Genomic DNA, 22,547 nt, shown 5'->3' with positions numbered 1-22,547 from the left:
GAGTATAAAACTACGGGCACAGACGATCTGCGCCCGTGGGGAGGTTAGTCGCCCAGGCCGCGCCCGGCGTCTTTCTCTTCGATCAGTTCAATTTTGTAACCGTCTGGATCTTCAACGAACGCGATTACGGTGGTGCCGCCTTTTACCGGACCGGCTTCACGCGTGACGTTACCGCCATTCTGACGAATACGTTCACAGGCTTCGGCTGCGTTGTCTACGCTCAGGGCGATATGGCCGTAGGCAGTGCCCAGCTCATACTTGTCGACACCCCAGTTATAGGTCAGTTCGATCACGGCTTCGCTGGTTTCAGGGCCGTAGCCGACAAAGGCCAGGGAGTATTTGTATTCAGGGTTTTCGCTGGTACGCAGCAGCTTCATGCCCAGCACGTTGGTATAAAACTCGATGGAACGCTGCAGGTCACCCACGCGCAGCATGGTATGAAGTAAACGCATCTTTTTCCCCTTCGAAAATGGCTAATACATTCAAAATGTTGTTTTAGTATAGCGGCGTTGTTACGCCGCTATCAATGGCAGAACGGAGTTTGTGACGTTAGAGGGTAGGATAATCGGTGTAACCTTCCGCGCCGCCGCCGTAGAAGCTTTCGGCACGTTGCGGATTCAGCTCCGCTTTACGCTGCAGGCGCGCAACCAGATCCGGGTTTGCGATATAGGCGCGACCAAAAGCAACGGCGTCGATCAGGCCCTTCTCGATCAGTGCTTCTGCTTTTTCAGGTGTGTAGGCACCTGCACCAATGATCGGACCGTGGAAACGCGCACGAACTTTTTCGCGAAACGCATCGGAATACGGCTCGCCGCCAGCCCAGTCCGGCTCAGACATATGCAGGTAAGCGATTCCGCGCTTGCCCAGTTGTTCAATCAGATACAGCGCATCGGCTTCTTCGTTCGGGCCGTTGTCAACGTTCTGGAATGAGCCAATCGGGGAGACGCGAATACCGATGCGATCGGCACCCCATTCTTTAATACCGGCATCGACAACTTCCAGCACCAGACGTGCACGATTTTCGACGCTGCCACCGTATTGATCGGTACGCTGGTTAGACGTTGGCGACAGGAACTGGTGCAGCAGATAGCCGTGAGCGGAGTGCAGTTCAACCATGTCGAAACCCGCTTCGCGCGCGTTGGCAATCGCCTGACGGAAGTCATTAACGATGCCGGGAATTTCTTCCGTTTCCAGCGCACGCGGCATTGAGGTATCCGCACGCGTTGCCAGACCATTTTCATCACGCAGCGAGGTCCGGGTACCGGCGCTAATCGCGGAAGGTGCGACCGGTGCCTGACCGTTGGGCTGCAGACTGGCGTGAGAGATGCGCCCGGTATGCCACAACTGGACCGCAATATGACCTTGCTCCGCATGTACGGCAGCGGTGATTTTTTTCCATGCGGCAATTTGCGCTTCGCTGTGTAAGCCGGGTGCCCCCGCATAGCCTTTCGCCTGCGCGGAAATCTGTGTAGCTTCACTGATGATAAGACCCGCGCTGGCGCGTTGACGGTAATACTCGGCCATCAGCGGAGTAGGGATGTCGCCAGGCTCAATGCTGCGCAGACGTGTCAGTGGCGCCATGAATACGCGGTTTGCTGCCGTAATAGCACCCACTTTCAGTGGGGAAAAAAGTTTTTCAGATGACATATGGCACTCCTGAATAGACCGGTCGTCTAGTAATAAAAGAAATAAAAACGCCTGTTAAACGGCAGGCGTAGTAATGATGGTTTTAACGTGCGCCAGCGCATTTTCCAGCGGAGTGGCGCTACGAGAAATCTTGGCCTGCAGGTTGGCGCCCAGCCACAGCGCATACAATACCTGCGCCTGCTGTAACGGCTCGCCAACAAAGGACAGACAATGATTTGCCTGACCTTTCTCCAGCGCCTGCGCTAACAGCGCAATAATGTGCCGCGCGCCTTTATCCATCGCCGTGCGCATATCTTCTGACAGATCGCACACTTCGGCAGACAGTTTTACGGTTAAACAACCGCTGATAATGCCGTGCTGGCTAAACTGGTTCAGGGTTTCCTGATAGTAGGCCAGAATGCGATCGCGATAGTTTCCTGCCCCCGTATCAAAGTGCGTAGCCAGTCGCTGATGATAGGCCGCATAGTGGCGTTCCAGCATCGCAACACCGAACGCTTCTTTAGAGCGAAAATAGTGATAAAACGAACCTTTGGGGACTTCAGCGGTTTTCAGTAGTTCGCTTAAGCCCATACCGGTGAAGCCGCGCTGCATACACAGCAGTTCGCCAGTCGCCAGCAGATGTTCGCGTGTATCGTGTTCAGTGATTTTGTTCATGGAAAGGAGTGTAATAGACCAGTCGGTCTAATGCAATAGCGCTTGCGAGAAATTCAGTTAACGTCTTCAATAGGTATATCAATCTTACTAAAGGAGGGGATGTGGCCGAACAGCTGGAGTTTTTCCCCGTCCAGAGCCCATGCCGTGGAATATGTCAGTCTGACGAGCGCGGTTTTTGCCGCGGCTGTTTTCGCAGTCGGGATGAGCGTTTTAACTGGCAAAAGATGAGCGATGCCGAAAAGCAGGAAGTGCTACGGCTTTGTCGTCAGCGCCTGATGCGTAAATTACGAGCAAACAAAGCCAACCCTTCGGAAGAACCGCAACAACCTTCACTCTTTTAAAAGCGTAATTGCGTATACTCGATGCACATTCACTTATAAGGAAGCTGCTATGGTTCAGCGTATTACTATTGCGCCGCAAGGTCCGGAATTTTCTCGCTTTGTAATGGGGTATTGGCGCCTGATGGACTGGAATATGTCCGCGCGCCAGCTAGTCAGCTTTATTGAAGAACATCTGGACCTGGGCGTTACCACCGTCGATCACGCCGATATTTACGGCGGATACCAGTGTGAAGCGGCGTTTGGCGAGGCACTGAAGCTGGCCCCGCATCTGCGTGAAAAAATGCAGATTGTTACCAAGTGCGGGATCGCCACGACGGCGCGCACGGAAAATGCGCTGGGTCATTACATCACCGACAGCGCGCATATTATTGCCAGTGCGGAAGCATCGTTGAAGTTACTGGCGACCGATCATATTGATTTGCTGCTCATCCACCGTCCCGATCCGCTCATGGATGCGGACGACGTCGCCGACGCGTTCAAAAAATTGCACCATAGCGGAAAAGTGCGTCACTTTGGCGTATCTAACTTCACCCCGGCACAGTTCTCACTGCTGCAATCGCGTCTGCCGTTCACGCTGGCGACTAACCAGGTTGAGATCTCACCGGTACATCAGCCGCTCCTGCTGGATGGTACTTTAGATCAACTGCAACAACTACGCATTCGTCCGATGGCCTGGTCCTGCCTCGGCGGTGGTCGTCTGTTTAATGACGATGCGTTCCAGCCATTACGTAATGAACTTGCCACAATCGCAGAAGAGTTAAACGCGCAGTTCATTGAGCAGGTGGTGTACGCCTGGATTTTACGTCTGCCGTCTCAGCCGCTGCCGATTATTGGCTCAGGGAAGATAGAGCGTGTACGTGCTGCCGTTGAGTCTGAGTCATTGAACATGTCTCGCCAGCAGTGGTTCCGTATTCGCAAAGCCGCGCTGGGTTACGACGTACCGTAATCGCGTTTTTGACGCTTCTCCGTTCAAATTTGTGTCACTGGTTTACACTTATCAATCAGACACCTTTTGGACGGAGGTCTTATGAAGCGTTTGAGTTTGGCCATTATTACTCTACTCGCCTGTGCAGGTGCGCAGGCTGCCAGTGAAGAAAAAGTGACGATGAATCTGGTAACGTCGCAAGGCGTCGGCCAGGCGATTGGTACGGTCACTATTGTTGAAACCGGGAAAGGGCTGGAGTTTACGCCCGATCTGAAAGCGCTACCGCCGGGTGAACATGGCTTCCATGTGCATGCGAATGGCAGTTGCCAACCGGCGATTAAAGAAGGAAAAGCCTCAGCCGCGGAATCGGCTGGAGGCCATTATGATCCGCACCAAACCGGCAAGCACGAAGGTCCGGAAGGCGCAGGCCACATGGGCGACCTGCCGCTGCTGGTGGTGAATAACGACGGTAACGCCACAACACCGGTCATTGCGCCGCGGCTGAAAACGCTCGATGAGGTTAAAGGCAAAGCGCTGATGATCCATGTCGGTGGCGATAATATGTCCGATCAACCAAAACCGCTTGGCGGTGGCGGAGCGCGCTACGCCTGTGGCGTTATCAAATAATCAATTGCCTAGCGTACCCGGCGGAGGCGCCTGTTCGAGCTGAGAAAGCGAGCAGTGTAGTCGCCAGATAAGCGCCGACAGTTCTTGCGCCGCAGGTTGATGATGGTGGGCGAGCGTGTCGCAAATACGCTGTAGCTCACTCAGCGTGGCATTCAGCGGTCGTTGCTGGACGCCGCGCTCACTCATTACGTCGCGAAGCAGCGAAATACACACGTCTCTGACGCGAGCCAGAGGATCTGAACGCACCTCCCAGGTGCGCAGTTGCCACACCACGTGCGAGCAGTTCAGCAAGACAACCCCCCAACGCAATAGCCAGCGTCGCGCCAGTGCATCCTGACTGTTGCTGAGTTGGCTGACGTGATGATAGGTCAGCGACTCAAATTCGTTTTCACTAAGTGAGGGATGTCGGCTGAGCTGATCGACAAAATCCCGGCGCAGGGCGCGAATATGGCGGCGACTTTTCCGCGCATCCGATCCAGGCCGCAGAATGGCGAATGCCAGCCACGATAGCGCCACGCCGGTGATTTTCGCCATATTGTCATTCAGGAAATCAGCAAAATCATAAACCGGCGGATTAGTCACCGCGATAAACGATCCCATAAACACGATTAGCTGTCCCCAAAGACCCGCCAGCGCAGGCATTTGCAGCTTCAGGAGTTGCATGGTAGCGAGTAGCGGGAAGAGAAACAGAATGAATTGCCAGAGGTCAGAGATTTGCACCATCAGGCCAAACTTAACCACAAAGCTAAACAGCGACAGCAGAACCAGCGTGCGCATCAGCAAAGAAAGTGACTTGAACGGCGTGGCTACGGCAGAATATAGCACGCTGCTGATGGCCGCGAGCGTTAGTGCGCCAGAGCCTGATTCCCATTGCGCGCCAATGCTCCATGCGCCGATAAGCATCAGGGTACAGAACGTACGCAATCCGCTCCAGAGGGCTTCCGCATTATCGGTATGACGGGCAAGTCCTGGCGTGCGGGCGATAGTAATACGCTCGGCGGTAACGCCATTTTCCAGTAAATGCAGATAATGACTGCTGCGTAAGTACAGCCGACAAAAATAACGCAGTCGTTGCCAGAAGGCGACGTGCCGATAGTCGCGCGCATCGAGAGGACGCAGGGGGGCGATAATACGCGCGACGGTGTAGGTGTCGGTATTGGATTTGACCAGCTCGCTGAGCAGTTGTTCGATGATTTCCCGGGTATTAGCCGGGGGAGTGGGCCAGTTCAGTAGCATCCTGCGCAGACTGGAGATCACGCTGGTCATACGTAACTGCTGATGCAACAGCGAATTGAGCAACGCATTTTGACGGCGAAAACGGTAGTGACTCCAGAACGCCTGAATACGCAGCAGGTTCATGGTCAGAATCTGACCGATAACACCTTCATGGGCTGTGCGAATCGCATCCGTTGTCTCCGGTTGCCAGAGTAAGCTGGCATGCTCCAGTAAACGCGAATGCATGTTTTTCAGCGCGGTAAGCAACGTGGTGCCATCGGAGGTGCTGGGGAGGATCATCATCATCATGCCGCCGCACAGGATACCGACGATGACCTCGCATACGCGGGCCTGAGCGATATCCCACAACTGCGTAATCTCTATGGTATTGACCATGGGAAAAGCAATGATCGCCGCCGTATAACCGGCCAGTTGAAAGGCATAGGCGACGTTATTGGTGAAGTGCGCGCAGGCCCAGGTACAAAAACCGATCCACACTGACATGCTCAGCAAAAACAACCACGGCTCATTGAGGGTATGACCGGCAATAATCAACGCGGCGGTGGCACCCAGCAAGCTACCCGCAACACGACCCAGACTTTTGCTGATAACCCCGCCGACGGTGGGAAAGCTGACCACTGCCGCCGAGGTCATCGCCCAGTAGGGCTCATCCAGATTCAGGTAATAGGCGAACGTTAACGCCAGACACATCGCAATGGTATTTCGCAACGCATAACGCCACTGCGCTACCGTGGCTTTAAACCACGGCCAATGGCCTGGCATCAGGTGGGACAGTTTCATTTACGCTGGCCGATAGACACGCTGCAGGTCGTACCAGAAACCAGGGTGACATTCTGCGGCAGAGCGTCGAATTCGATGCGGACCGGAACGCGTTGGGCCAGACGCACCCACGGCACATTGGGTTTGATGTCGGGAATCAGGCCGGAATCGCTTTCCACACTTTGGTCGTAGATGGCGCGACCAATACTGGATACGTGACCCTGTAACTTTATGTTGCCGCTGTAGAGCGTGATAACCGCAGGAGCACCTTCACGAATGTGGCGCAACTTGGTTTCTTCAAAATACCCCATCACATAGAAAGAGTGGCTGTCGACAAGGGCAAACAGGGGCTTACCGGTTGAGGCGTAGTCTCCAGTACGAGTTGAAAGGTTGGTGACCCAGCCCGCTACGGGCGCTTTGACCACCGTCTGCGTCAGTTGCCACTGTGCCTGGCGCAGGCTGGCCTCGGCTGCTTCAACGCTGGCCTGCATGGCTTTCACGTTGAGGTTAGCAGTATCCAGATCTTCGGCTGAGATATAATTTTGCGATAAATGACGGCGGCGGTTGGCTTCGTTATTGGCTTTCGCCAGATCGGACTGTGCCTTCGCCAGCTGCGCCTGCGCATTCAGTTCAGCAATGTGAAACGGCGTCTTGTCGATGATAAAAAGGACATCGCCTTTGTTAACAAACTGGTTATCTTTTATATTGAGTTCGCTAATGCTGCCTGAGACCTGCGGCGTGATGCTGACCTGCTCAGCTCGCACTTTGCCATCACGTGTCCAGGGCGATTGCATATAGTAATTCCACATCCACCATCCGGCGAAAACTGCGATGGCAGCGACTATAATGGTGGAGAAGTATTTAATGGTTTTAAGCGACATAATCACCACACAATCAGCATTACAAAGGCCAGACATACGCAAAGCGTAAAGAGTGACAGATCCATTAACAGGGGATGCCAGATTTCGCCGGAGTAAATCCAGTCGCGCAGGAGGCGATGAACAACCAGCCAGAGAATAAATCCTGCTACAAACGCCTTGAAAACAGGAGGGAAGTAGACAGATGCTCCGATCATTAAATCTTGTAGGGGCAATCCTGTTGCATTAAACATAAACTTCACGGGCAAAATCCTTGGCGGAAGAGAGCATTGCTATAGGTTTAGCAAAAAAGAGACAATGAGTCTCTGTAACGCATAATGTCTGAAAAAATGTCAGCCGGTAAGCAAATTTGGCAATACATTTGTTTTGGGAATACAAATGCTGCACACTATTCTAAAATCAGCATAATAACTTAGCAAGCTAATTATAAGGAGATGAAATTGGAATCGCCATTAGGTTCTGATCTGGCACGGTTGGTGCGCATTTGGCGTGCTCTGATTGACCATCGCCTGAAACCTCTGGAGTTGACGCAGACGCATTGGGTTACGCTGCACAACATTCATCAATTGCCGCCTGATCAATCGCAGATTCAGTTGGCTAAAGCGATTGGCATCGAGCAGCCTTCGTTGGTACGCACGCTTGACCAGCTGGAAGAAAAGGGACTCATTTCACGACAGACTTGCGCCAGCGATCGTCGGGCAAAGAGAATTAAACTGACAGAAAAAGCAGAGCCGCTGATTGCAGATATGGAAGCGGTTATCAACAAGACGCGTGGAGAAATTTTGGAAGGGATTTCAGCTGAAGAAATTGATCTGCTGATTAAACTGGTCGCCAGACTGGAACACAATATTATTGAACTGCAGTCACAGGGCTGAAACGATAAGATGACGTGTGGCCAGAGCCTGACCACACGTGAATTCGATTAGCGTGGAGACACGGTAACCTGGCTGCCGTTGTTAGCCATAACAACGCGCTGGCCAGCTGAGAACTTGGTTGCACCCTGTTTCTGAACCACCATGATGGTATTACCGTCGTCCTTACGGATTTCCAGTTCTACACCCTGGGTTTTATTCATCGCACCTTGTACGCCTTGACCCGCTACGCCACCGGCAACTGCGCCAGCCGCTGTGGCTAATGAACGACCCGTACCGCCGCCGACGGTGTTACCCAGGAACCCGCCGAGTACCGCACCACCAATGGCGCCAATCACGTTTGCGTCATCACCACCCTGGATTTGCACCGGACGAACATGAACAATTGTACCGTAGGTAACGTTCTGAACTTGTTTCGCTTCGGATGCGGTGTATACGTCGCCTGAAAGGCTATCATTGTTAACGCAGCCCGCCAAAGACACACCCATTAATGCAACAATCAGCACACGTTTAATCATTTACAAATCTCCTTTAACACCACGAAACGCTAATAAAGCACCCTTCATGGCTAAATTATATGGCACTTGTGAGCCTAAGGTCACATGTTCTACTGGAACAATATGAAAATCTTAACCGAAATCGGATATACCGAGTATAAACGAATCATTCATATAATTGATGTAATAAAGCGTCCATTGTAATGATTAGCCCTCAAAAATCATTAAGGAAGCATGGCATTAGTCGGCACTTTATGGTTGAGTGTCAAGGCTAATTTGCTTAAAAGGATGACATATGAAATCGGGCCGTTTTATCGGTGTAATGTCTGGAACCAGCCTTGATGGTGTCGATGTTGTGCTGGCGACGATAGATGAAACGATGGTTGCGCAACAGGCGAGTCTGACCTGGCCTATTCCTCTCCATATAAAGCAGGCGATCCTGGATATCTGCCAGGGGCAGCAGCTTACGTTATCGCAGTTTGGCCAACTTGACGCACAGCTCGGTTATCTGTTTGCCGAGGCGGTGAATGCGCTGTTGGCACAGGAAAAATTGAAACCGCAGGAGATCGTTGCGATTGGCTGTCATGGGCAAACCGTGTGGCATGAACCGACGGGAATCGCGCCGCACACGCTGCAAATTGGCGACAACAATCAAATCGTTGCGCGTACCGGGATAACGGTGATCGGCGATTTTCGTCGCCGCGATATCGCTCTCGGCGGGCAGGGCGCGCCGTTGGTTCCCGCTTTTCATCAGGCGCTGTTGGCTCATCCAACGGAGCGGCGGATGGTGCTAAACATCGGCGGAATTGCCAATCTGTCTCTGCTTATCCCACAGCAACCCGTTCGCGGTTACGACACCGGGCCGGGCAATATGCTGATGGATGCCTGGATCTGGCGGCAATGCGGCCAACCCTACGACAAAGATGCGCAGTGGGCCACATCGGGAACGGTGATCCTGCCTTTACTGCAAAATATGCTTAACGATCCTTATTTTTCTGCGCCTGCGCCGAAAAGCACTGGCCGCGAGTATTTCAATTATGGCTGGATAGAACGTCATATGGCGCAGTTCCCGGGAATAAGCCCGCGGGATGTGCAGGCGACGCTTGCCGAACTGACGGCGGTGACCATTTCCGAGCAGGTCTTGCTAAGCGGAGGCTGTGAACGGCTAATGGTATGCGGCGGCGGCAGCCGTAATCCGCTGCTGATGATGCGTCTGGCGGCGTTATTGCCAGGGACAGAGGTCACCTCAACCGATGAGGCTGGGATCAGCGGCGATGACATGGAGGCCCTTGCTTTTGCCTGGCTGGCGTGGCGAACGCTGGCGGGATTACCGGGAAATCTGCCTTCCGTGACCGGCGCATCAGAACCGAGCGTTTTAGGGGCGATTTATCCTGCTAACCCACGAACTCAGAGTTAACTGAAATTATTCAGCGCCATATGTCGATAAACTAGGGATATTAGGGAGGGTGCCATTACCCTCCAGGACCAGGAAAGTCTTCAGGATATGGCTATGAAAAAACTGTTGTTAGTGTGTCTGCCGGTACTGCTTAGCGGGTGCAGCGTGTACAACCAATTTGTCGAGCGTATGCAAACGGATACGCTCGAATACCGCTGTGACGAAAAACCGCTTACCGTGAAGCTGAACAATACCCGTCAGATGGCGAGTTTTGTTTATGATAATCAGCTTTTGAACCTCAAACAGGGCGTGTCGGCATCAGGTGCTCGCTATACCGATGGTATTTACGTCTTCTGGTCTAAAGGCGACGAGGCAACGGTCTATAAACGAGACAGAATTGTGCTAAATAACTGTCAGTTACAGAACCCGAAGCGTTGAGATTTTCACCTGGGCGGCGCACAATAGCGTCACCCACTGACAATCCGTAGCCAACATCATGTCTGATAACGACGAATTGCAGCAAATCGCGCATTTGCGCCGTGAATACACGAAAGGCGGTCTCCGCCGCCGCGATCTTCCCGCCGAGCCCCTTGCGCTGTTCGAGCGCTGGCTGGGGCAAGCCTGTGACGCCAAACTGGCCGATCCCACTGCGATGGTCGTTGCTACCGTCGATGAAAACGGTCAGCCTTATCAGCGTATCGTGTTGCTCAAACATTATGATGACAAAGGGCTGGTTTTCTATACCAACCTCGGTAGCCGTAAGGCACATCAGATTGAGAAAAACCCACGCATCAGCCTCCTGTTTCCCTGGCACACGCTGGAACGGCAGGTGATGGTGATCGGCAAGGCTGAGCGCCTTTCCACGCTGGAAGTGGTGAAATACTTCCACAGTCGCCCACGTGATAGCCAGATTGGCGCCTGGGTCTCTAAGCAATCCAGTCGGATCTCCGCGCGCGGTATTCTGGAAAGCAAATTTCTCGAACTGAAGCAGAAGTTTCAGCAAGGTGAAGTTCCACTGCCCAGTTTCTGGGGAGGCTTTCGCGTGAGTATTGAGCAGATGGAGTTCTGGCAGGGTGGCGAAAACCGTCTGCACGATCGTTTTTTATACCAACGCGAAGATAACGCGTGGAAAATTGATCGCCTGGCCCCCTAAAGATGCAAAATTCTTGTTTTAAGCGCTGGTGCTGAACAATCCGGCGCTTTATTCTATGTTTCTTTCGCATCAGGCGAAAAGTCGTGTACCGGCTAAGGTGCAGTCGTTTTATACATGGAGATTTTGATGGCAAGCAGTAACTTGATTAAACAATTGCAAGAGCGGGGGCTGGTGGCCCAGGTGACGGACGAGGAAGCGTTAGCAGAGCGACTGGCGCAAGGCCCGATCGCGCTCTATTGCGGCTTCGATCCTACCGCTGACAGCTTGCATTTGGGGCATCTGGTTCCATTGTTATGCCTGAAACGCTTCCAGCAGGCAGGCCATAAGCCTGTCGCACTGGTGGGTGGCGCAACCGGTCTGATTGGTGACCCGAGCTTTAAAGCCGCCGAGCGTAAACTGAATACCGAAGACACCGTGCAGGAGTGGGTGGATAAAATCCGCAAACAGGTTGCGCCGTTCCTCGATTTCGACTGTGGCGACAACTCGGCGATTGCTGCGAACAACTATGACTGGTTTGGCAGTATGAATGTACTGACTTTCCTGCGTGATATCGGCAAACACTTCTCCGTTAACCAGATGATCAACAAAGAAGCGGTGAAGCAGCGTCTGAACCGTGACGATCAGGGGATCTCTTTTACCGAGTTTTCTTACAACCTGCTGCAGGGTTATGACTTTGCCTGCCTGAACAAACTGCACGGTGTTGCGCTGCAGATTGGCGGTTCTGACCAGTGGGGCAACATTACTTCGGGTATCGATTTGACCCGTCGCCTGCACCAGAACCAGGTGTTTGGTCTGACCGTTCCGTTGATCACTAAAGCTGACGGTACGAAATTCGGTAAGACGGAAGGCGGCGCTGTGTGGCTGGATCCGAAGAAAACCAGTCCGTACAAATTCTACCAGTTCTGGATTAACACCGCCGATGCGGATGTTTATCGCTTCCTGAAATTCTTTACTTTCATGGACATTGAAGAGATCAATGCGCTGGAAGAAGAAGATAAAAATAGCGGTAAAGCGCCGCGCGCGCAGTATGTTCTGGCTGAGCAAGTAACGCGTCTGGTTCACGGCGAAGAAGGTCTGGTAGCGGCAAAACGTATTACCGAAAGCTTGTTCAACGGTAATCTGAGCGATTTGAGCGAAGCGGATTTCGAACAGCTGGCGCAGGATGGTGTGCCGATGATCGAGATGGACAAAGGTGCCGATCTGATGCAGGCGCTGGTGGACTCCGAGCTGCAACCTTCTCGCGGCCAGGCACGTAAGACTATCGCGTCTAATGCGGTGACCATCAACGGTGAGAAGCAATCCGATCCGGAATATTTCTTCCAGGAGAGTGATATCCTGTTCGGGCGCTACACCTTACTGCGCCGTGGCAAGAAGAACTATTGTCTGATTTGCTGGAAGTAAGATTTAGTTAGCAGGGGCGTGGGAAACTACGCCCCTTTATTTTTTCAGGGTTGTGGTAAGTAAAATGAAGAATATCCTCGCCATCCAGTCCCACGTTGTTTTTGGTCATGCGGGCAACAGTGCAGCAGAATTTCCAATGCGTCGTCTTGGCGCAAATGTCTGGCCGCTGAATACCGTTCAGTTTTCTAACCACACACAGTACGGCAAATGGACCGGTTGCGTTATGCCGCCGAGTCATCTGACTGACATTGTCCAGGGCATTGCCGATATCGATAAACTCCAGACTTGTGACGCAATACTGAGTGGCTATCTTGGCTCGGCTGAACAGGGCGAGCATATTCTGGGTATTGTACGCAAAGTAAAAGCGGCCAATCCGCAGGCGAAATATTTTTGTGACCCGGTGATGGGCCATCCGGAAAAAGGGTGTATCGTCGCGCCGGGCGTAGCGGAGTTTCATGTACGCCATGCGCTTCCAGCCAGCGATATTATCGCCCCGAATTTGGTTGAGCTCGAAATTCTGTGCGAGCATGCGGTGAACAATGTTAATGAGGCCGTTGCGGCAGCGCGTGAACTCATCGCTCAGGGACCAGAGATTGTGCTGGTGAAGCACCTGGCTCGCGCGGGTATCAGCGCAGATCGTTTCGAGATGCTGTTAGTTACTGCTGAACAGGCATGGCATATCAGCCGACCGTTAGTCGATTTTGGCGCACGTCAACCGGTTGGCGTAGGTGATGTCACCAGCGGCTTATTGTTGGTTAAACTGCTGCAGGGCGCGTCTTTACAGCAGGCGCTGGAGCACGTGACGGCGGCGGTGTACGAAGTGATGATTGCTACCAAAAAAATGCACGAGTATGAGCTGCAGGTTGTGGCTGCGCAGGATTGTATCGCGAAGCCTGAACACTACTTCAGCGCGACGCAGCTGTAAGCAATGCCCGATGACGCTCACGCTTATCGGGCCTGCGTTTGGCTGAAAGCCGGGTAAGCGCAAGCGCTTCCCGGCAACAACAATTAATTTAACCCTTCTGCTTTCAACGCCGCGGCAACCGCCGGACGTTCAGCCATACGCGCCATATACGCATCGATATTGCTTAATCCTGCCATATTCAGCTTAACCGCATAGGCCCAACGCAGCACGGTGAACAAATAGGCGTCCGCAATGCTGAAGCGCGAACCGCAGATCCATTGGTTATCTTGCAGCGCGTCGTTCACATACTGCATTTTTTTCTCCAGCAGCGCGCGAACGGTTGGCTTGAAGTCTTCCGGCGTATCGGGACGGAACAGTGGGGTAAAGCCTTTATGCAGTTCTGTCGCAATGTAGTTAAGCCATTCAATGGTTTTGTAACGGGAGAGGCTGCTGGTCGGGGCAAGGAGTTGACGGTCTGGAACGGTGTCCGCCAGGTATTGCATGATGGCGACGCCTTCGGTCAGTAGCGTACCGTCATCCAGCAGCAGCGCGGGAACTTGCCCTTTTGGGTTTACCGCGAAAAAATCATCGCCGTTTTCCAGACGCTTCTTCATCAGATCAACACCATCCAGCGTGAAATCTTTACCGCTCTCACGAAGTGTGATGTGGGAAGCAAGAGAACAAGCGCCCGGTTTGTAGAACAGTTTCATCGGTAACTCCTTTTGGCTGAGGTATATCGTATGGTAGTGCTAGCTCAGGCAAAAAAAAAGCCGCTAACACCAGTTAGCGGCCTGAAAAAGAGTTTCCCTGAGAATTACGCTGTCGCGGCCTTAGAGGCTTTCTCATTGACGTCATCGTCCTGAGTCATACGATTCAGTTTCGGTGCCGTCAGCAGCATCAGAACAGCGATAACAGCCGTAGCAACACCAATCTGCAGGAACACACGACCGTAGACTTCAAGGGACATCAGCGGGTCAGTGACGTTCTCTGGTACAGCCATCATGTTGGCTACGTAACCACCGATGATGTTTGCACCGGCTGTAGTCAGGAACCAGCTACCCATGATGAAGCCCATCAGGCGTTGCGGAACCAACTGAGCCACCATTGCCAGACCCAGACCGGAGATCATCAGTTCACCGATACTTTGCAGACCGTAGCAGATGATCAGCCAGTTAACGGAAACGATGCCCGCATCGGTAGCGAATTTAGCACCCAGCGGCAGGATCAGGAACGCACCGGAACACAGCACCATACCAATCGCAAACTTGGTTGGCATCGGCAGGGTATCGCCCATCTTGTTATAGATAGCGGCGAGGATTGGGCTACCAATGATGATCCAGAACGGGTTCAGTGCCTGGTACTGCTCAGGTTCGAAAGCAATGCCAAGAATAGAGTGCTCAACGTTACGAATCGCGAAGAAGTTCAGTGAGGTCGGCATCTGGCTGTACAGCACGAAGAAGATAATCGCTTCCAGCATCAGAATGAAGGCGACGATCATTTTACGACGCGCAGCACCGTGCATGGTGAATGCTTCTTTACCGAAGATAAACACGATACCCAGAGCAATGACGCCCAGAACCATACGAGCGATCTGCTGGTTGTGCAGCAACCAGGTTGCAATCGCGATCAGTACCACGACGCCAACAATAGTCAGCAACAGGTTACGGAAGTTGATCGGCTCAAAGTCAGGTTTAGAACCGTACTGTTTAACCCAGCGCTGACAGAATGCGAAGTTAACAACGGTAATCAGCATACCCACGACGCTCAGAGCGAACGCGGTGCTCCAGCCGTAATGCGCAGCCAACCACGGTGTTGCCAGCATAGAGAAGAATGAACCGATGTTGACGGACATGTAGTACATGGTAAATGCACCATCAAGACGCGGGTCATCTTTGGCATAGCAGGTAGAGAGCAGGGATGATGGGTTTGCTTTAAACAGGCCGTTACCGACCGCGATGGCCGCCATGCCCATATAAACGATACCCGCATCGTGACCAGACCATGCTACCAACGCATAACCGATGGCCAGGACAACGGCACCCAGCATAATGACACGTTTTGTACCCAGAACTTTATCACCTAACCAGCCGCCAATGGCAACCAGACCGTACACCAGGGCGCTAAAGGACGAGAAAAGGGTGATGGAATCCGCTTCTGACATACCCAGTTGTTTAACCAGGTAGACGGCCATAATTCCTTGCAGGCCGTAATAACCAAAACGCTCCCACAGCTCAATAGAGAAAATGAGATAGAACGCTTTTGGTTGTTTGAAGGCGTTTAAACTTACGCTTTCTGTTGGTTTATTGTTTGCAGTAGACACTTTTACCTCTTTTTTTACATCCCATATCAACGGGGGTGTTCAGGCACGTGATGAGTCAAGTTCATCCGTCCGATTGTTATAGTGGGAGGGGAAACGGCAAGTAATGTTCACTATCTTGACCATTCAGACAAGTGGTTTGTAATAATCTGTTACATATATCATGGCTGGTGAAATCGTCGGGACTGTGAAATGTTATCTAGCGTTAAATTTCTTCATTTGAAAAATGGCAGATTTTTACACTGTTTAATCAGGGTAAAAACCGCAATGTGGCGATATGTTCTGCTATTTGCGCTTGAATCCAGTGATATAGGCCATTATCTGAAAAATAGCCAGTGTAATGTTTTGTTTAGAAACTGTTCAGTTAGGTCATCTGATTGTCACTTTAACTAAAAAATAAATATTTTTTAACATTGTGTTATCTGGATGATCTGGATCACGTATAGATAGAAATTTCTTTTACTAAAAAAACGATTAACCTGCTCAGGTGTTAATTAACAAGAATATTGCATTAGATATGCGCGGTTGAACGGCATCATTGTCGGGAAAATAAACTCAGGGGAGTGCATAACTAATCGTTATGTTAGCGAGGGGCAAGCAGTATGCCCCGGCAGCATCAGATATCGACTTTCTCTTTGAATTCGCAAAGATCTTCGATAATGCAGGAACCGCAGCGCGGCTTTCTGGCTATGCAGGTGTAGCGGCCATGAAGAATTAACCAGTGATGGCAATCGACTTTAAATTCACTGGGTACGACTTTCAGCAGCTTCTCTTCAACCTGCTCAACGTTTTTACCCGGGGCGAACTGGGTACGATTACAAACGCGAAAAATATGGGTGTCTACGGCAATAGTGGGCCAGCCAAAGGCGGTATTTAACACCACATTAGCCGTCTTTCGCCCAACCCCGGGCAGGGCTTCTAATGCAGCCCGGTCTTCAGGCACTTCACCATTATGTTGCTCCAGCAGAATGCGGCAGGTTTTAATCACGTTCTCCGCTTTGCTGTTAAACAAACCGATTGTCTTGATGTAGGACTTAACCCCTTCAACGCCAAGCTCCAGCATCGCGGCTGGCGTATTGGCGATGGGGTAGAGCTTAGCTGTCGCTTTATTGACGCTGACATCGGTGGCCTGCGCGGAGAGCAAGACTGAAATCAGCAGTTCGAACGGCGATGTAAAATTTAGCTCGGTTGTCGGATGCGGATTGTTCTCACGCAGGCGCGTCAGTATTTCCAGCCGTTTTGCTTTGTTCATTACACATTCCCTGTTTCACCGGCCGGACTGTCCGTGACAGCCGCCTCGGCACGACGTTTCTTCATTTTCTCATCAATCAGATACTTAACTGCCAGCATCAGACCCAGGCCAATAAACGCGCCTGGTGGCAGCATGGCCAGCAGAAACGGCGTATCGGTATGGAAGATCTCAACGCGCAATACTTTGGCCCAGCTACCCAACAAACCGTCTGCGCCATCAAAGAGTGTACCGTTACCAATTATTTCACGTAGCGAGCCCAGAACAAACATGGCGCCAGTTGCGCCCATGCCGATGGAAAAACCATCGAGTGCGGATAGCGCAGGGCCTTTTTTGGCTGCGAAGGCTTCAGCGCGGCCAACAACAATACAGTTGGTCACAATCAGCGGGATAAAAATGCCCAGAGACTGATACAGGCCAAAAGCGTAGGCATTGATCAACATTTGCACCGCGCTCACCACGGAGGCGATGATCATGACATAAATCGGAATACGTATTTCAGGCGGTGTCCAGCGACGAAGGGCAGAAATCGTCAGGTTCGTCAGCGTCAGGACGAGCGTAGTCGCGAGTCCCAGGCCCAGCGCGTTAGTGGCGGTCGAGGTGACGGCCAACAGCGGACACATCCCGAGTAACTGCACAAGCGCGGAGTTATTTTTCCATAACCCTTGGACAATAACGTCTTTAATTTCGCTCATGGTTTATTCTCCACAGGCGCTAAGTTGAGGAAGTTGCGCGGGCAGCGTCTGCGCATACAAACCGGCGCGTTTTACTGCATTAACTACCGCACGTGGCGTAATGGTTGCGCCAGTAAACTGGTCAAAGTCGCCGCCGTCTTTTTTCACCGCCCAGTGAGCGTCATTACCCGCAGCGATCCTTTTGCCGCTAAAGTGGGTGATCCAGTCGGACAGTCGCAGTTCGATTTTATCACCCAGCCCTGGCGTTTCATGATGTTCGGTCACCCGCGTACCCAACACGGTACCCGAAAAATCGACACCAACCAGCAGTTGAATAGCCCCGGAATAACCATCTGGCGCCGTAGCTTCAAGAATTGCTGCAACAGGACGATCGTCCTGGCGGGCAATATACACTCGGTGAGTGCCTTTGCCCAACGCCTGCGCATCGACCAGATAACAACTTTCGGACAAGTTATTATTGTAGCGATCGCCTGGCAGAACCTGATCGAACAGCGTTTTTTGCTGCAGCGCGGCCTGTTCATCAATGGTGGACTTGGTTAATTGATTGATTGCCGCGGTTAACCCCGTCGAGCCCGCTGCAAACAGCGCTAGAGTAATACCGTGTTTACGAATCGTTTTCAGCATAGGGAGTCCTTAGCGATGTCCGTACACGCGAGGGCGGGTGTAATAATCAATCAGGGGAACCGTGATATTTGCCAGCAATACGGCAAAAGCCACGCCATCAGGATAACCGCCAAAACTGCGAATCAACCACACTAACAGGCCCGCAAGTGCGCCAAAAATCAGGCGGCCACGGTTGGTTGTTGATGCTGTAACGGGATCGGTAAGAATAAAGAATGCACCCAGCATGGTCGCGCCGGAAAGTAGGTGCAACTGAGGCGAGGCCAGCGAATCTGGCGAGAAAATCCAGCCTAAAGTGGCACAAACGGCGAGCGACAGCAGGAAGCTAACCGGGATATGCCAGCGAATCGCTTTCTGCCATAGCAACACGACGCCGCCCACCAGCCAGGCAAGGTTAACCCACTGCCAGCCAGCACCTGCAAGCATGCCGTTGTAGATTGGGTATTGCATCACCTGCTCAACAGTACGTCCCGCATGCAGCGAAGTCTTAAAGGTATCGAGAGGTGTTGCCTGACTGATACCATCAATACCCATACGCAGCGTGTTCATATCCCCGCCGCTGGCGGTATGTCCGCTAAAGATAACGTTCAGGGCGTCAAAAAAACCAGGCACAGTCGCCGCAATTTCATGCGGCGGCAGCCAGCTTGTCATCTGTACCGGGAATGAGATAAGCAGCACCACGTAACCAATCATGGCGGGGTTAAACGGGTTCTGACCGAGGCCGCCATATAGCTGTTTAGCAATGATAACGGCGAATACCGTACCTAAAACTACCATCCACCAGGGGGCGAGCGGGGGAATACTCACGGCCAGCAGTAACCCGGTGAGCAACGCGGAGTTGTCTTTTAAAATCGCGGCAATGGGTTGTTTGCGCAGTTTAAGCACGCCCGCTTCGGCGGCGATAGCGCTGATGGCGGCCAGAACTATCTGGAACAACGTACCCCAGCCAAAGAACCACAGCTGAGCGGCGATCCCCGGCAATGCAGCCAGTAACACCAGCATCATGATACGCGATGTCTGGCGCTGGTTATGGGTATAAGGGGAGCTTGCTATTCTGAATACCATTTATTCCTCGTTTACAACCTGCTGCTGGGCGGCTTTCTTTGCCTGAGCGCGTGCAATAGCGGCCGCGACGGCGGCTTTACGCGGATCGACCGGTTCGACCGTTTCCGTAACCACCTGCTGCTCGAGCTTGCGGGCTTTGGCGCGGGCGATAGCCGCTTCCACGGCGGCTTTACGCGGATCCACCGGTTCGGCCGTTTCCGTTACGGTTTCCTGTTCAAGCTTGCGGGCTTTGGCGCGGGCGATAGCCGCTTCCACGGCGGCTTTACGCGGATCCACCGATTCGGCTGTTTCCGTAACCGTCTGCTGCTCAAGCTTGCGGGCTTTGGCGCGGGCGATAGCCGCTTCCACGGCGGCTTTACGCGGATCCACCGGTTCGGCTGTTTCCGTTACGGTTTCCTGCTCAAGCTTGCGGGCTTTGGCACGAGCGATTGCCGCTTCCACTGCAGCTTTACGCGGGTCGACCTCTGTGCTGCTGCCTCCAGCTTGGGGAGGGTTTTCCATCCGGGTTGCGCGAGCTTGCGCCTTACGCGCCTCGCGTGCGGCAATCACGGCACTATTGTCAGGTTTTTCGCCAGCCTGAATGACTACCGGCTGCATTGCCTGAGCCTGCTTTTCTTTTACGCGAGCCAGCGCGGCGGCAATGGCATCATGATCTTTAGCCGCAGGCTGAACGGCAGCGCTTTTGTGACGTTCAAGACGAGCTGCTTTTTCACGTTCTAGTCTCGCCTGTCGGGCTTCAAATCGCGCTTTCGCTTCAGCGGCACGTTTTTCTTCCTGACTAATGGCATAAATCTCGGCTTTTTCCTGACGGAAATACTGCACCAGTGGAATATTGCTTGGGCATACCCAGGCGCAGGCACCGCATTCAATGCAGTCCGCGATATTGTGCGCTGTTGCTTTGTCGTGCTGCTGCCCTTTACTGAACCAATAAAGCTGTTGCGGCAGGAGATCGGCCGGACAGGCATCGGCGCATGCGCTACAGCGAATGCAGCCTTTCTCTTCCGGCGTTTCTCCCATTTCACTGGCAGAGGGCGCCAGAAGACAGTTGGTTATCTTCACCACCGGTACATCCAGCCACGGCAGCGTAAAGCCCATCAGCGGCCCGCCCATAATCACCATCTGGTCGGCGGAAGGGCAGAAGCCCGCGTCGTTGAGCAGATGACGAACCGGCGTGCCTAAACGCGCCCAGACGTTGCCCGGACGGCTGACGGCTTCGCCGGTCAGCGTCACGACACGCTCGGTAATCGGTTCTCCGTCAATCACCGCACGTTTAATCGCGTAGGCGGTTCCAACGTTTTGCATCAGCACGCCGATATCTGAAGAGCGTCCCCCGTGGGGAACCTGCTTGCCGGTCAGGATTTGCGTTAACTGTTTGGCCCCGCCTGACGGGTACTTGGTGGGGATCACGCGTAAGCTGATATCGTGTGAATCAGCCAGCACCGCGCGCAGCATGGAAATTGCCTGTGGCTTGTTATCTTCAATGCCCAGTAGAATTTCGCGTGGCTGAAGAATATGCGCCAGGATGCGGATACCTTCGACGACCTGCGCCGCGCAGTCCTGCATCAGGCGGTCATCAGCCGTAATGTACGGCTCGCATTCAGCAGCGTTAATGATCAGCGTTTCAATTTTATCTCCGCCGCCCTGCAGCTTAACACCGGTGGGAAAACCTGCGCCACCCAGTCCGGCGACGCCGAACTGGTGAATACGTGCGATCAGCTCTTCCCGGCTGCGGGATCGGTAATCGGCCCAGCCGTCTCGCTCAATCCAGCGATCTTCGCCATCGGCATCAATAATAACGCTCAGCTCAGCTAATGCCGATGGATGTGCAGTAGAATGCGGCGCAATAGCAACAACGGTGCCTGACGTTGGCGCATGTACCGGAAGCATTTTACCACGCCCAAGGGTTAACGCCTGACCACGCAGCACGGTGTCGCCTACGTTTACGCACAGCTCACCCTCCGCGCCAATATGTTGTTTCAGCGGAATAACAAAGCGTGGCGCCAGCGGAACCTGTCGCAGCGGCGTACCGTTCGACTGGGTCTTCATTTCTGGTGGATGAATGCCGCCATCAAAGTCCCAGATTTTGTTTTTTCTGAATGCAGAGAATAACTTAAACATGTTGTTCCACGGGAATGATGCGCACAGGGATGGTGTTTAAATCCCATTTCCAGCTATCAGGTGTCTCGGCCACCGGGCGTAATTCGATACATTGCGTCGGGCACGGGTCAACGCACAGGTTGCACCCGGTGCAGAGATCGCTCATCACCGTGTGCATGGCGCGGGTCGCGCCCACGATCGCATCAACCGGGCAGGCCTGAATGCACTTTGTACAACCGATACAGTTATTTTCATCAATGACCGCCAGCATACGCACGGGGGTAACATCGTGTTCATCACCATCAATCGGCTGCGGGTCGACGTTCAGCAGGGCGGCAATTTTTAACATCACCGCTTCGCCTCCGGGTGCGCAACGGTTGATTTTTTCGCCCTGGGAGCCGATCGCTTCAGCGTAAGGATGACAGCCCGGATAGCCGCATTGTCCACACTGGCTTTGCGGGAGAATTTCATCAATTTTCTCCACGACAGGATCATCTTCGACGGCAAAACGTCGTGAGGCGTAACCCAAAATAGCGCCGAACGCCAGACCCAGTAGACTCACTGCGGCAACGGCAATCCAGATAGCATTCATTACAACTTCACCAAACCACTAAAGCCCATAAAGGCCAATGACATTAAACCAGCGGTAATCAGCGCAATCGCATTACCGCGAAACGGAGCAGGCACGTCCGCCACGGCGAGGCGTTCGCGGATCGCGGCGAACAGTACCATCACCAGTGAGAAGCCGACGGCGGCGGAAAAACCGTATAGCGCCGACTGTAAAAAGTTATGACCGAGGTTGATATTTAGTAACGCCACGCCTAATACCGCGCAGTTAGTGGTGATCAGTGGTAGGAAGATCCCCAGCAGGCGGTAAAGTGCAGGGCTGGTTTTGCGTACAACCATCTCGGTAAATTGCACGACGACGGCGATGACCAGAATAAAAGCCAGCGTACGCAGATAGATGAGATTGAGTGGAATGAGGATCCAGGTATCAATCAGCCATGCGCAGATGGATGCCAGTGTCATGACAAACGTCGTGGCAAGGCCCATACCCATTGCGGTTTCCAGTTTTTTGGAAACGCCCATAAACGGGCAGAGCCCCAGAAACTTGACCAGTACAAAGTTATTGACCAGTACAGTTCCGACAAACAGCAGCAGGTAATCAGTCATTTTTCGGCCTGAAATAAAAAAGCCGCCTATTATCTGACAA

The 22,547-nt window shown here is 52.8% G+C and carries 24 protein-coding genes and 1 pseudogene; 9 read left to right on the top strand and 16 right to left on the bottom strand.

All coding sequences use genetic code 11. The features are described from left to right. Positions 1–44: 44 nt before the first annotated feature. The 3 genes from gloA to HV243_RS13390 form a co-directional block, all read right to left on the bottom strand. Positions 45–452 (bottom strand): lactoylglutathione lyase, encoded by a 408-nt coding sequence (gloA, locus tag HV243_RS13400; RefSeq protein ID WP_003029198.1) that lies wholly within the window; start codon positions 450–452, stop codon positions 45–47. A 97-nt stretch (positions 453–549) separates the two neighbouring features. Then, positions 550–1,647 carry an alkene reductase gene (locus HV243_RS13395; protein ID WP_003029197.1) on the bottom strand — a complete coding sequence of 366 codons (1,098 nt, stop codon included), beginning with the start codon at positions 1,645–1,647 and terminating at the stop codon, positions 550–552. A 54-nt stretch (positions 1,648–1,701) separates the two neighbouring features. Further along, entirely contained in the window at positions 1,702–2,301 is a 600-nt protein-coding gene (locus HV243_RS13390; protein ID WP_016152991.1) for a TetR/AcrR family transcriptional regulator, read from the bottom strand. 101 nt (positions 2,302–2,402) lie between these two features. On the opposite strand from HV243_RS13390, the gene HV243_RS13385 reads away from it, so the two are divergent. The 3 genes from HV243_RS13385 (at position 2,403) to sodC (ending at position 4,194) form a co-directional block, all read left to right on the top strand. Next, positions 2,403–2,642 carry a DUF1289 domain-containing protein gene (locus HV243_RS13385; protein WP_016156428.1) on the top strand — a complete coding sequence of 80 codons (240 nt, stop codon included), beginning with the start codon at positions 2,403–2,405 and terminating at the stop codon, positions 2,640–2,642. A gap of 49 nt (positions 2,643–2,691) precedes the next feature. Beyond that, a complete protein-coding gene (locus tag HV243_RS13380; protein WP_047358435.1) occupies positions 2,692–3,588 on the top strand; it encodes an aldo/keto reductase family oxidoreductase in 897 nt (298 codons plus the stop codon). Between the two features lie 81 nt (positions 3,589–3,669). Beyond that, positions 3,670–4,194: a superoxide dismutase [Cu-Zn] SodC gene (gene sodC, locus HV243_RS13375; protein WP_016152994.1), complete on the top strand. Its 525-nt coding sequence runs from the start codon at positions 3,670–3,672 to the stop codon at positions 4,192–4,194. Here sodC and HV243_RS13370 read toward each other — a convergent pair. From HV243_RS13370 to HV243_RS13360, 3 genes and pseudogenes are all read right to left on the bottom strand, one after another. Next, positions 4,170–6,210 (bottom strand): annotated as a pseudogene (locus tag HV243_RS13370) (FUSC family protein). The gene sodC and the pseudogene HV243_RS13370 sit on opposite strands and share 25 nt — an antisense overlap. Further along, complete coding sequence (locus HV243_RS13365) at positions 6,207–7,070, bottom strand: HlyD family secretion protein (RefSeq protein ID WP_016156431.1); 864 nt, start codon at positions 7,068–7,070, stop codon at positions 6,207–6,209. The pseudogene HV243_RS13370 and the gene HV243_RS13365 overlap by 4 nt, the downstream one beginning before the upstream one ends. Before the next feature lie 2 nt (positions 7,071–7,072). Continuing rightward, positions 7,073–7,309: a DUF1656 domain-containing protein gene (locus HV243_RS13360; protein WP_016156432.1), complete on the bottom strand. Its 237-nt coding sequence runs from the start codon at positions 7,307–7,309 to the stop codon at positions 7,073–7,075. A 192-nt stretch (positions 7,310–7,501) separates the two neighbouring features. On the opposite strand from HV243_RS13360, the gene slyA reads away from it, so the two are divergent. Beyond that, a complete protein-coding gene (gene slyA / locus HV243_RS13355; RefSeq protein ID WP_019076732.1) occupies positions 7,502–7,942 on the top strand; it encodes a transcriptional regulator SlyA in 441 nt (146 codons plus the stop codon). A 47-nt stretch (positions 7,943–7,989) separates the two neighbouring features. Here slyA and slyB read toward each other — a convergent pair whose 3' ends face one another. Beyond that, a complete protein-coding gene (gene slyB / locus HV243_RS13350) occupies positions 7,990–8,457 on the bottom strand; it encodes an outer membrane lipoprotein SlyB (protein WP_046276343.1) in 468 nt (155 codons plus the stop codon). A gap of 274 nt (positions 8,458–8,731) precedes the next feature. On the opposite strand from slyB, the gene anmK reads away from it, so the two are divergent. The 5 genes from anmK (at position 8,732) to pdxY (ending at position 13,311) form a co-directional block, all read left to right on the top strand. Further along, the gene (gene anmK / locus HV243_RS13345; protein ID WP_016152999.1) at positions 8,732–9,853 is read left to right on the top strand and encodes an anhydro-N-acetylmuramic acid kinase; all 1,122 of its coding nucleotides are present in this window, start codon (positions 8,732–8,734) and stop codon (positions 9,851–9,853) included. Between the two features lie 87 nt (positions 9,854–9,940). Continuing rightward, positions 9,941–10,270: a C-type lysozyme inhibitor gene (mliC, locus tag HV243_RS13340; RefSeq protein ID WP_085951051.1), complete on the top strand. Its 330-nt coding sequence runs from the start codon at positions 9,941–9,943 to the stop codon at positions 10,268–10,270. Positions 10,271–10,328: 58 nt separating this feature from the next. Continuing rightward, complete coding sequence (gene pdxH, locus HV243_RS13335) at positions 10,329–10,985, top strand: pyridoxamine 5'-phosphate oxidase (protein WP_003029169.1); 657 nt, start codon at positions 10,329–10,331, stop codon at positions 10,983–10,985. A 126-nt stretch (positions 10,986–11,111) separates the two neighbouring features. Next, positions 11,112–12,386 carry a tyrosine--tRNA ligase gene (tyrS, locus tag HV243_RS13330; protein WP_003836431.1) on the top strand — a complete coding sequence of 425 codons (1,275 nt, stop codon included), beginning with the start codon at positions 11,112–11,114 and terminating at the stop codon, positions 12,384–12,386. A 64-nt stretch (positions 12,387–12,450) separates the two neighbouring features. Next, positions 12,451–13,311 carry a pyridoxal kinase PdxY gene (pdxY, locus tag HV243_RS13325; RefSeq protein ID WP_053389106.1) on the top strand — a complete coding sequence of 287 codons (861 nt, stop codon included), beginning with the start codon at positions 12,451–12,453 and terminating at the stop codon, positions 13,309–13,311. A gap of 83 nt (positions 13,312–13,394) precedes the next feature. Here pdxY and gstA read toward each other — a convergent pair whose 3' ends face one another. The 9 genes from gstA to rsxA form a co-directional block, all read right to left on the bottom strand. Further along, positions 13,395–14,000 carry a glutathione transferase GstA gene (gene gstA, locus HV243_RS13320; protein WP_016153002.1) on the bottom strand — a complete coding sequence of 202 codons (606 nt, stop codon included), beginning with the start codon at positions 13,998–14,000 and terminating at the stop codon, positions 13,395–13,397. 104 nt (positions 14,001–14,104) lie between these two features. Then, entirely contained in the window at positions 14,105–15,610 is a 1,506-nt protein-coding gene (gene dtpA / locus HV243_RS13315; protein ID WP_016153003.1) for a dipeptide/tripeptide permease DtpA, read from the bottom strand. A gap of 613 nt (positions 15,611–16,223) precedes the next feature. Beyond that, positions 16,224–16,859 (bottom strand): endonuclease III, encoded by a 636-nt coding sequence (gene nth / locus HV243_RS13310; protein WP_016153004.1) that lies wholly within the window; start codon positions 16,857–16,859, stop codon positions 16,224–16,226. Then, the gene (locus HV243_RS13305) at positions 16,859–17,551 is read right to left on the bottom strand and encodes an electron transport complex subunit E (RefSeq protein ID WP_016153005.1); all 693 of its coding nucleotides are present in this window, start codon (positions 17,549–17,551) and stop codon (positions 16,859–16,861) included. The genes nth and HV243_RS13305 overlap by 1 nt, the downstream gene beginning before the upstream one ends. A 3-nt stretch (positions 17,552–17,554) precedes the next feature. Continuing rightward, entirely contained in the window at positions 17,555–18,175 is a 621-nt protein-coding gene (gene rsxG, locus HV243_RS13300) for an electron transport complex subunit RsxG (protein ID WP_053389105.1), read from the bottom strand. A gap of 9 nt (positions 18,176–18,184) precedes the next feature. After that, entirely contained in the window at positions 18,185–19,237 is a 1,053-nt protein-coding gene (gene rsxD, locus HV243_RS13295) for an electron transport complex subunit RsxD (protein WP_047417613.1), read from the bottom strand. Next, positions 19,238–21,355, bottom strand: a complete 2,118-nt coding sequence (gene rsxC, locus HV243_RS13290; protein ID WP_149330451.1) for an electron transport complex subunit RsxC — start codon at positions 21,353–21,355, stop codon at positions 19,238–19,240. It lies immediately after the preceding gene. Then, a complete protein-coding gene (gene rsxB / locus HV243_RS13285) occupies positions 21,348–21,926 on the bottom strand; it encodes an electron transport complex subunit RsxB (protein WP_006684670.1) in 579 nt (192 codons plus the stop codon). Before rsxB ends, rsxC begins: the two co-directional genes overlap by 8 nt. Then, a complete protein-coding gene (rsxA, locus tag HV243_RS13280; RefSeq protein ID WP_003029144.1) occupies positions 21,926–22,507 on the bottom strand; it encodes an electron transport complex subunit RsxA in 582 nt (193 codons plus the stop codon). Before rsxA ends, rsxB begins: the two co-directional genes overlap by 1 nt. Positions 22,508–22,547: the final 40 nt, after the last annotated feature.

Origin of the sequence: Citrobacter sp. RHBSTW-00599 (assembly GCF_013784065.1) — a bacterium.
GTDB classification, from domain to species: Bacteria; Pseudomonadota; Gammaproteobacteria; order Enterobacterales; family Enterobacteriaceae; genus Citrobacter; species Citrobacter braakii.
The sequence above is the reverse complement of the archived record's forward strand: the minus strand, read 5'-3'. Positions and strand labels throughout refer to the sequence as shown.

Bases quoted from the DNA above. Each gene is read 5' to 3' on its own strand.
- rsxD (WP_047417613.1), bottom strand. From the start codon at position 19,237: ATGGTATTCAGAATAGCAAGCTCCCCTTATACCCATAACCAGCGCCAG.
- HV243_RS13395 (WP_003029197.1), bottom strand. From the start codon at position 1,647: ATGTCATCTGAAAAACTTTTTTCCCCACTGAAAGTGGGTGCTATTACG.
- slyB (WP_046276343.1), bottom strand. From the start codon at position 8,457: ATGATTAAACGTGTGCTGATTGTTGCATTAATGGGTGTGTCTTTGGCG.
- HV243_RS13390 (WP_016152991.1), bottom strand. From the start codon at position 2,301: ATGAACAAAATCACTGAACACGATACACGCGAACATCTGCTGGCGACT.
- gstA (WP_016153002.1), bottom strand. From the start codon at position 14,000: ATGAAACTGTTCTACAAACCGGGCGCTTGTTCTCTTGCTTCCCACATC.
- slyA (WP_019076732.1), top strand. From the start codon at position 7,502: ATGAAATTGGAATCGCCATTAGGTTCTGATCTGGCACGGTTGGTGCGC.
- rsxA (WP_003029144.1), bottom strand. From the start codon at position 22,507: ATGACTGATTACCTGCTGCTGTTTGTCGGAACTGTACTGGTCAATAAC.
- pdxY (WP_053389106.1), top strand. From the start codon at position 12,451: ATGAAGAATATCCTCGCCATCCAGTCCCACGTTGTTTTTGGTCATGCG.
- gloA (WP_003029198.1), bottom strand. From the start codon at position 452: ATGCGTTTACTTCATACCATGCTGCGCGTGGGTGACCTGCAGCGTTCC.
- sodC (WP_016152994.1), top strand. From the start codon at position 3,670: ATGAAGCGTTTGAGTTTGGCCATTATTACTCTACTCGCCTGTGCAGGT.
- rsxC (WP_149330451.1), bottom strand. From the start codon at position 21,355: ATGTTTAAGTTATTCTCTGCATTCAGAAAAAACAAAATCTGGGACTTT.
- HV243_RS13365 (WP_016156431.1), bottom strand. From the start codon at position 7,070: ATGTCGCTTAAAACCATTAAATACTTCTCCACCATTATAGTCGCTGCC.
- rsxG (WP_053389105.1), bottom strand. From the start codon at position 18,175: ATGCTGAAAACGATTCGTAAACACGGTATTACTCTAGCGCTGTTTGCA.
- nth (WP_016153004.1), bottom strand. From the start codon at position 16,859: ATGAACAAAGCAAAACGGCTGGAAATACTGACGCGCCTGCGTGAGAAC.
- mliC (WP_085951051.1), top strand. From the start codon at position 9,941: ATGGCTATGAAAAAACTGTTGTTAGTGTGTCTGCCGGTACTGCTTAGC.
- rsxB (WP_006684670.1), bottom strand. From the start codon at position 21,926: ATGAATGCTATCTGGATTGCCGTTGCCGCAGTGAGTCTACTGGGTCTG.
- HV243_RS13380 (WP_047358435.1), top strand. From the start codon at position 2,692: ATGGTTCAGCGTATTACTATTGCGCCGCAAGGTCCGGAATTTTCTCGC.
- pdxH (WP_003029169.1), top strand. From the start codon at position 10,329: ATGTCTGATAACGACGAATTGCAGCAAATCGCGCATTTGCGCCGTGAA.
- anmK (WP_016152999.1), top strand. From the start codon at position 8,732: ATGAAATCGGGCCGTTTTATCGGTGTAATGTCTGGAACCAGCCTTGAT.
- HV243_RS13305 (WP_016153005.1), bottom strand. From the start codon at position 17,551: ATGAGCGAAATTAAAGACGTTATTGTCCAAGGGTTATGGAAAAATAAC.
- tyrS (WP_003836431.1), top strand. From the start codon at position 11,112: ATGGCAAGCAGTAACTTGATTAAACAATTGCAAGAGCGGGGGCTGGTG.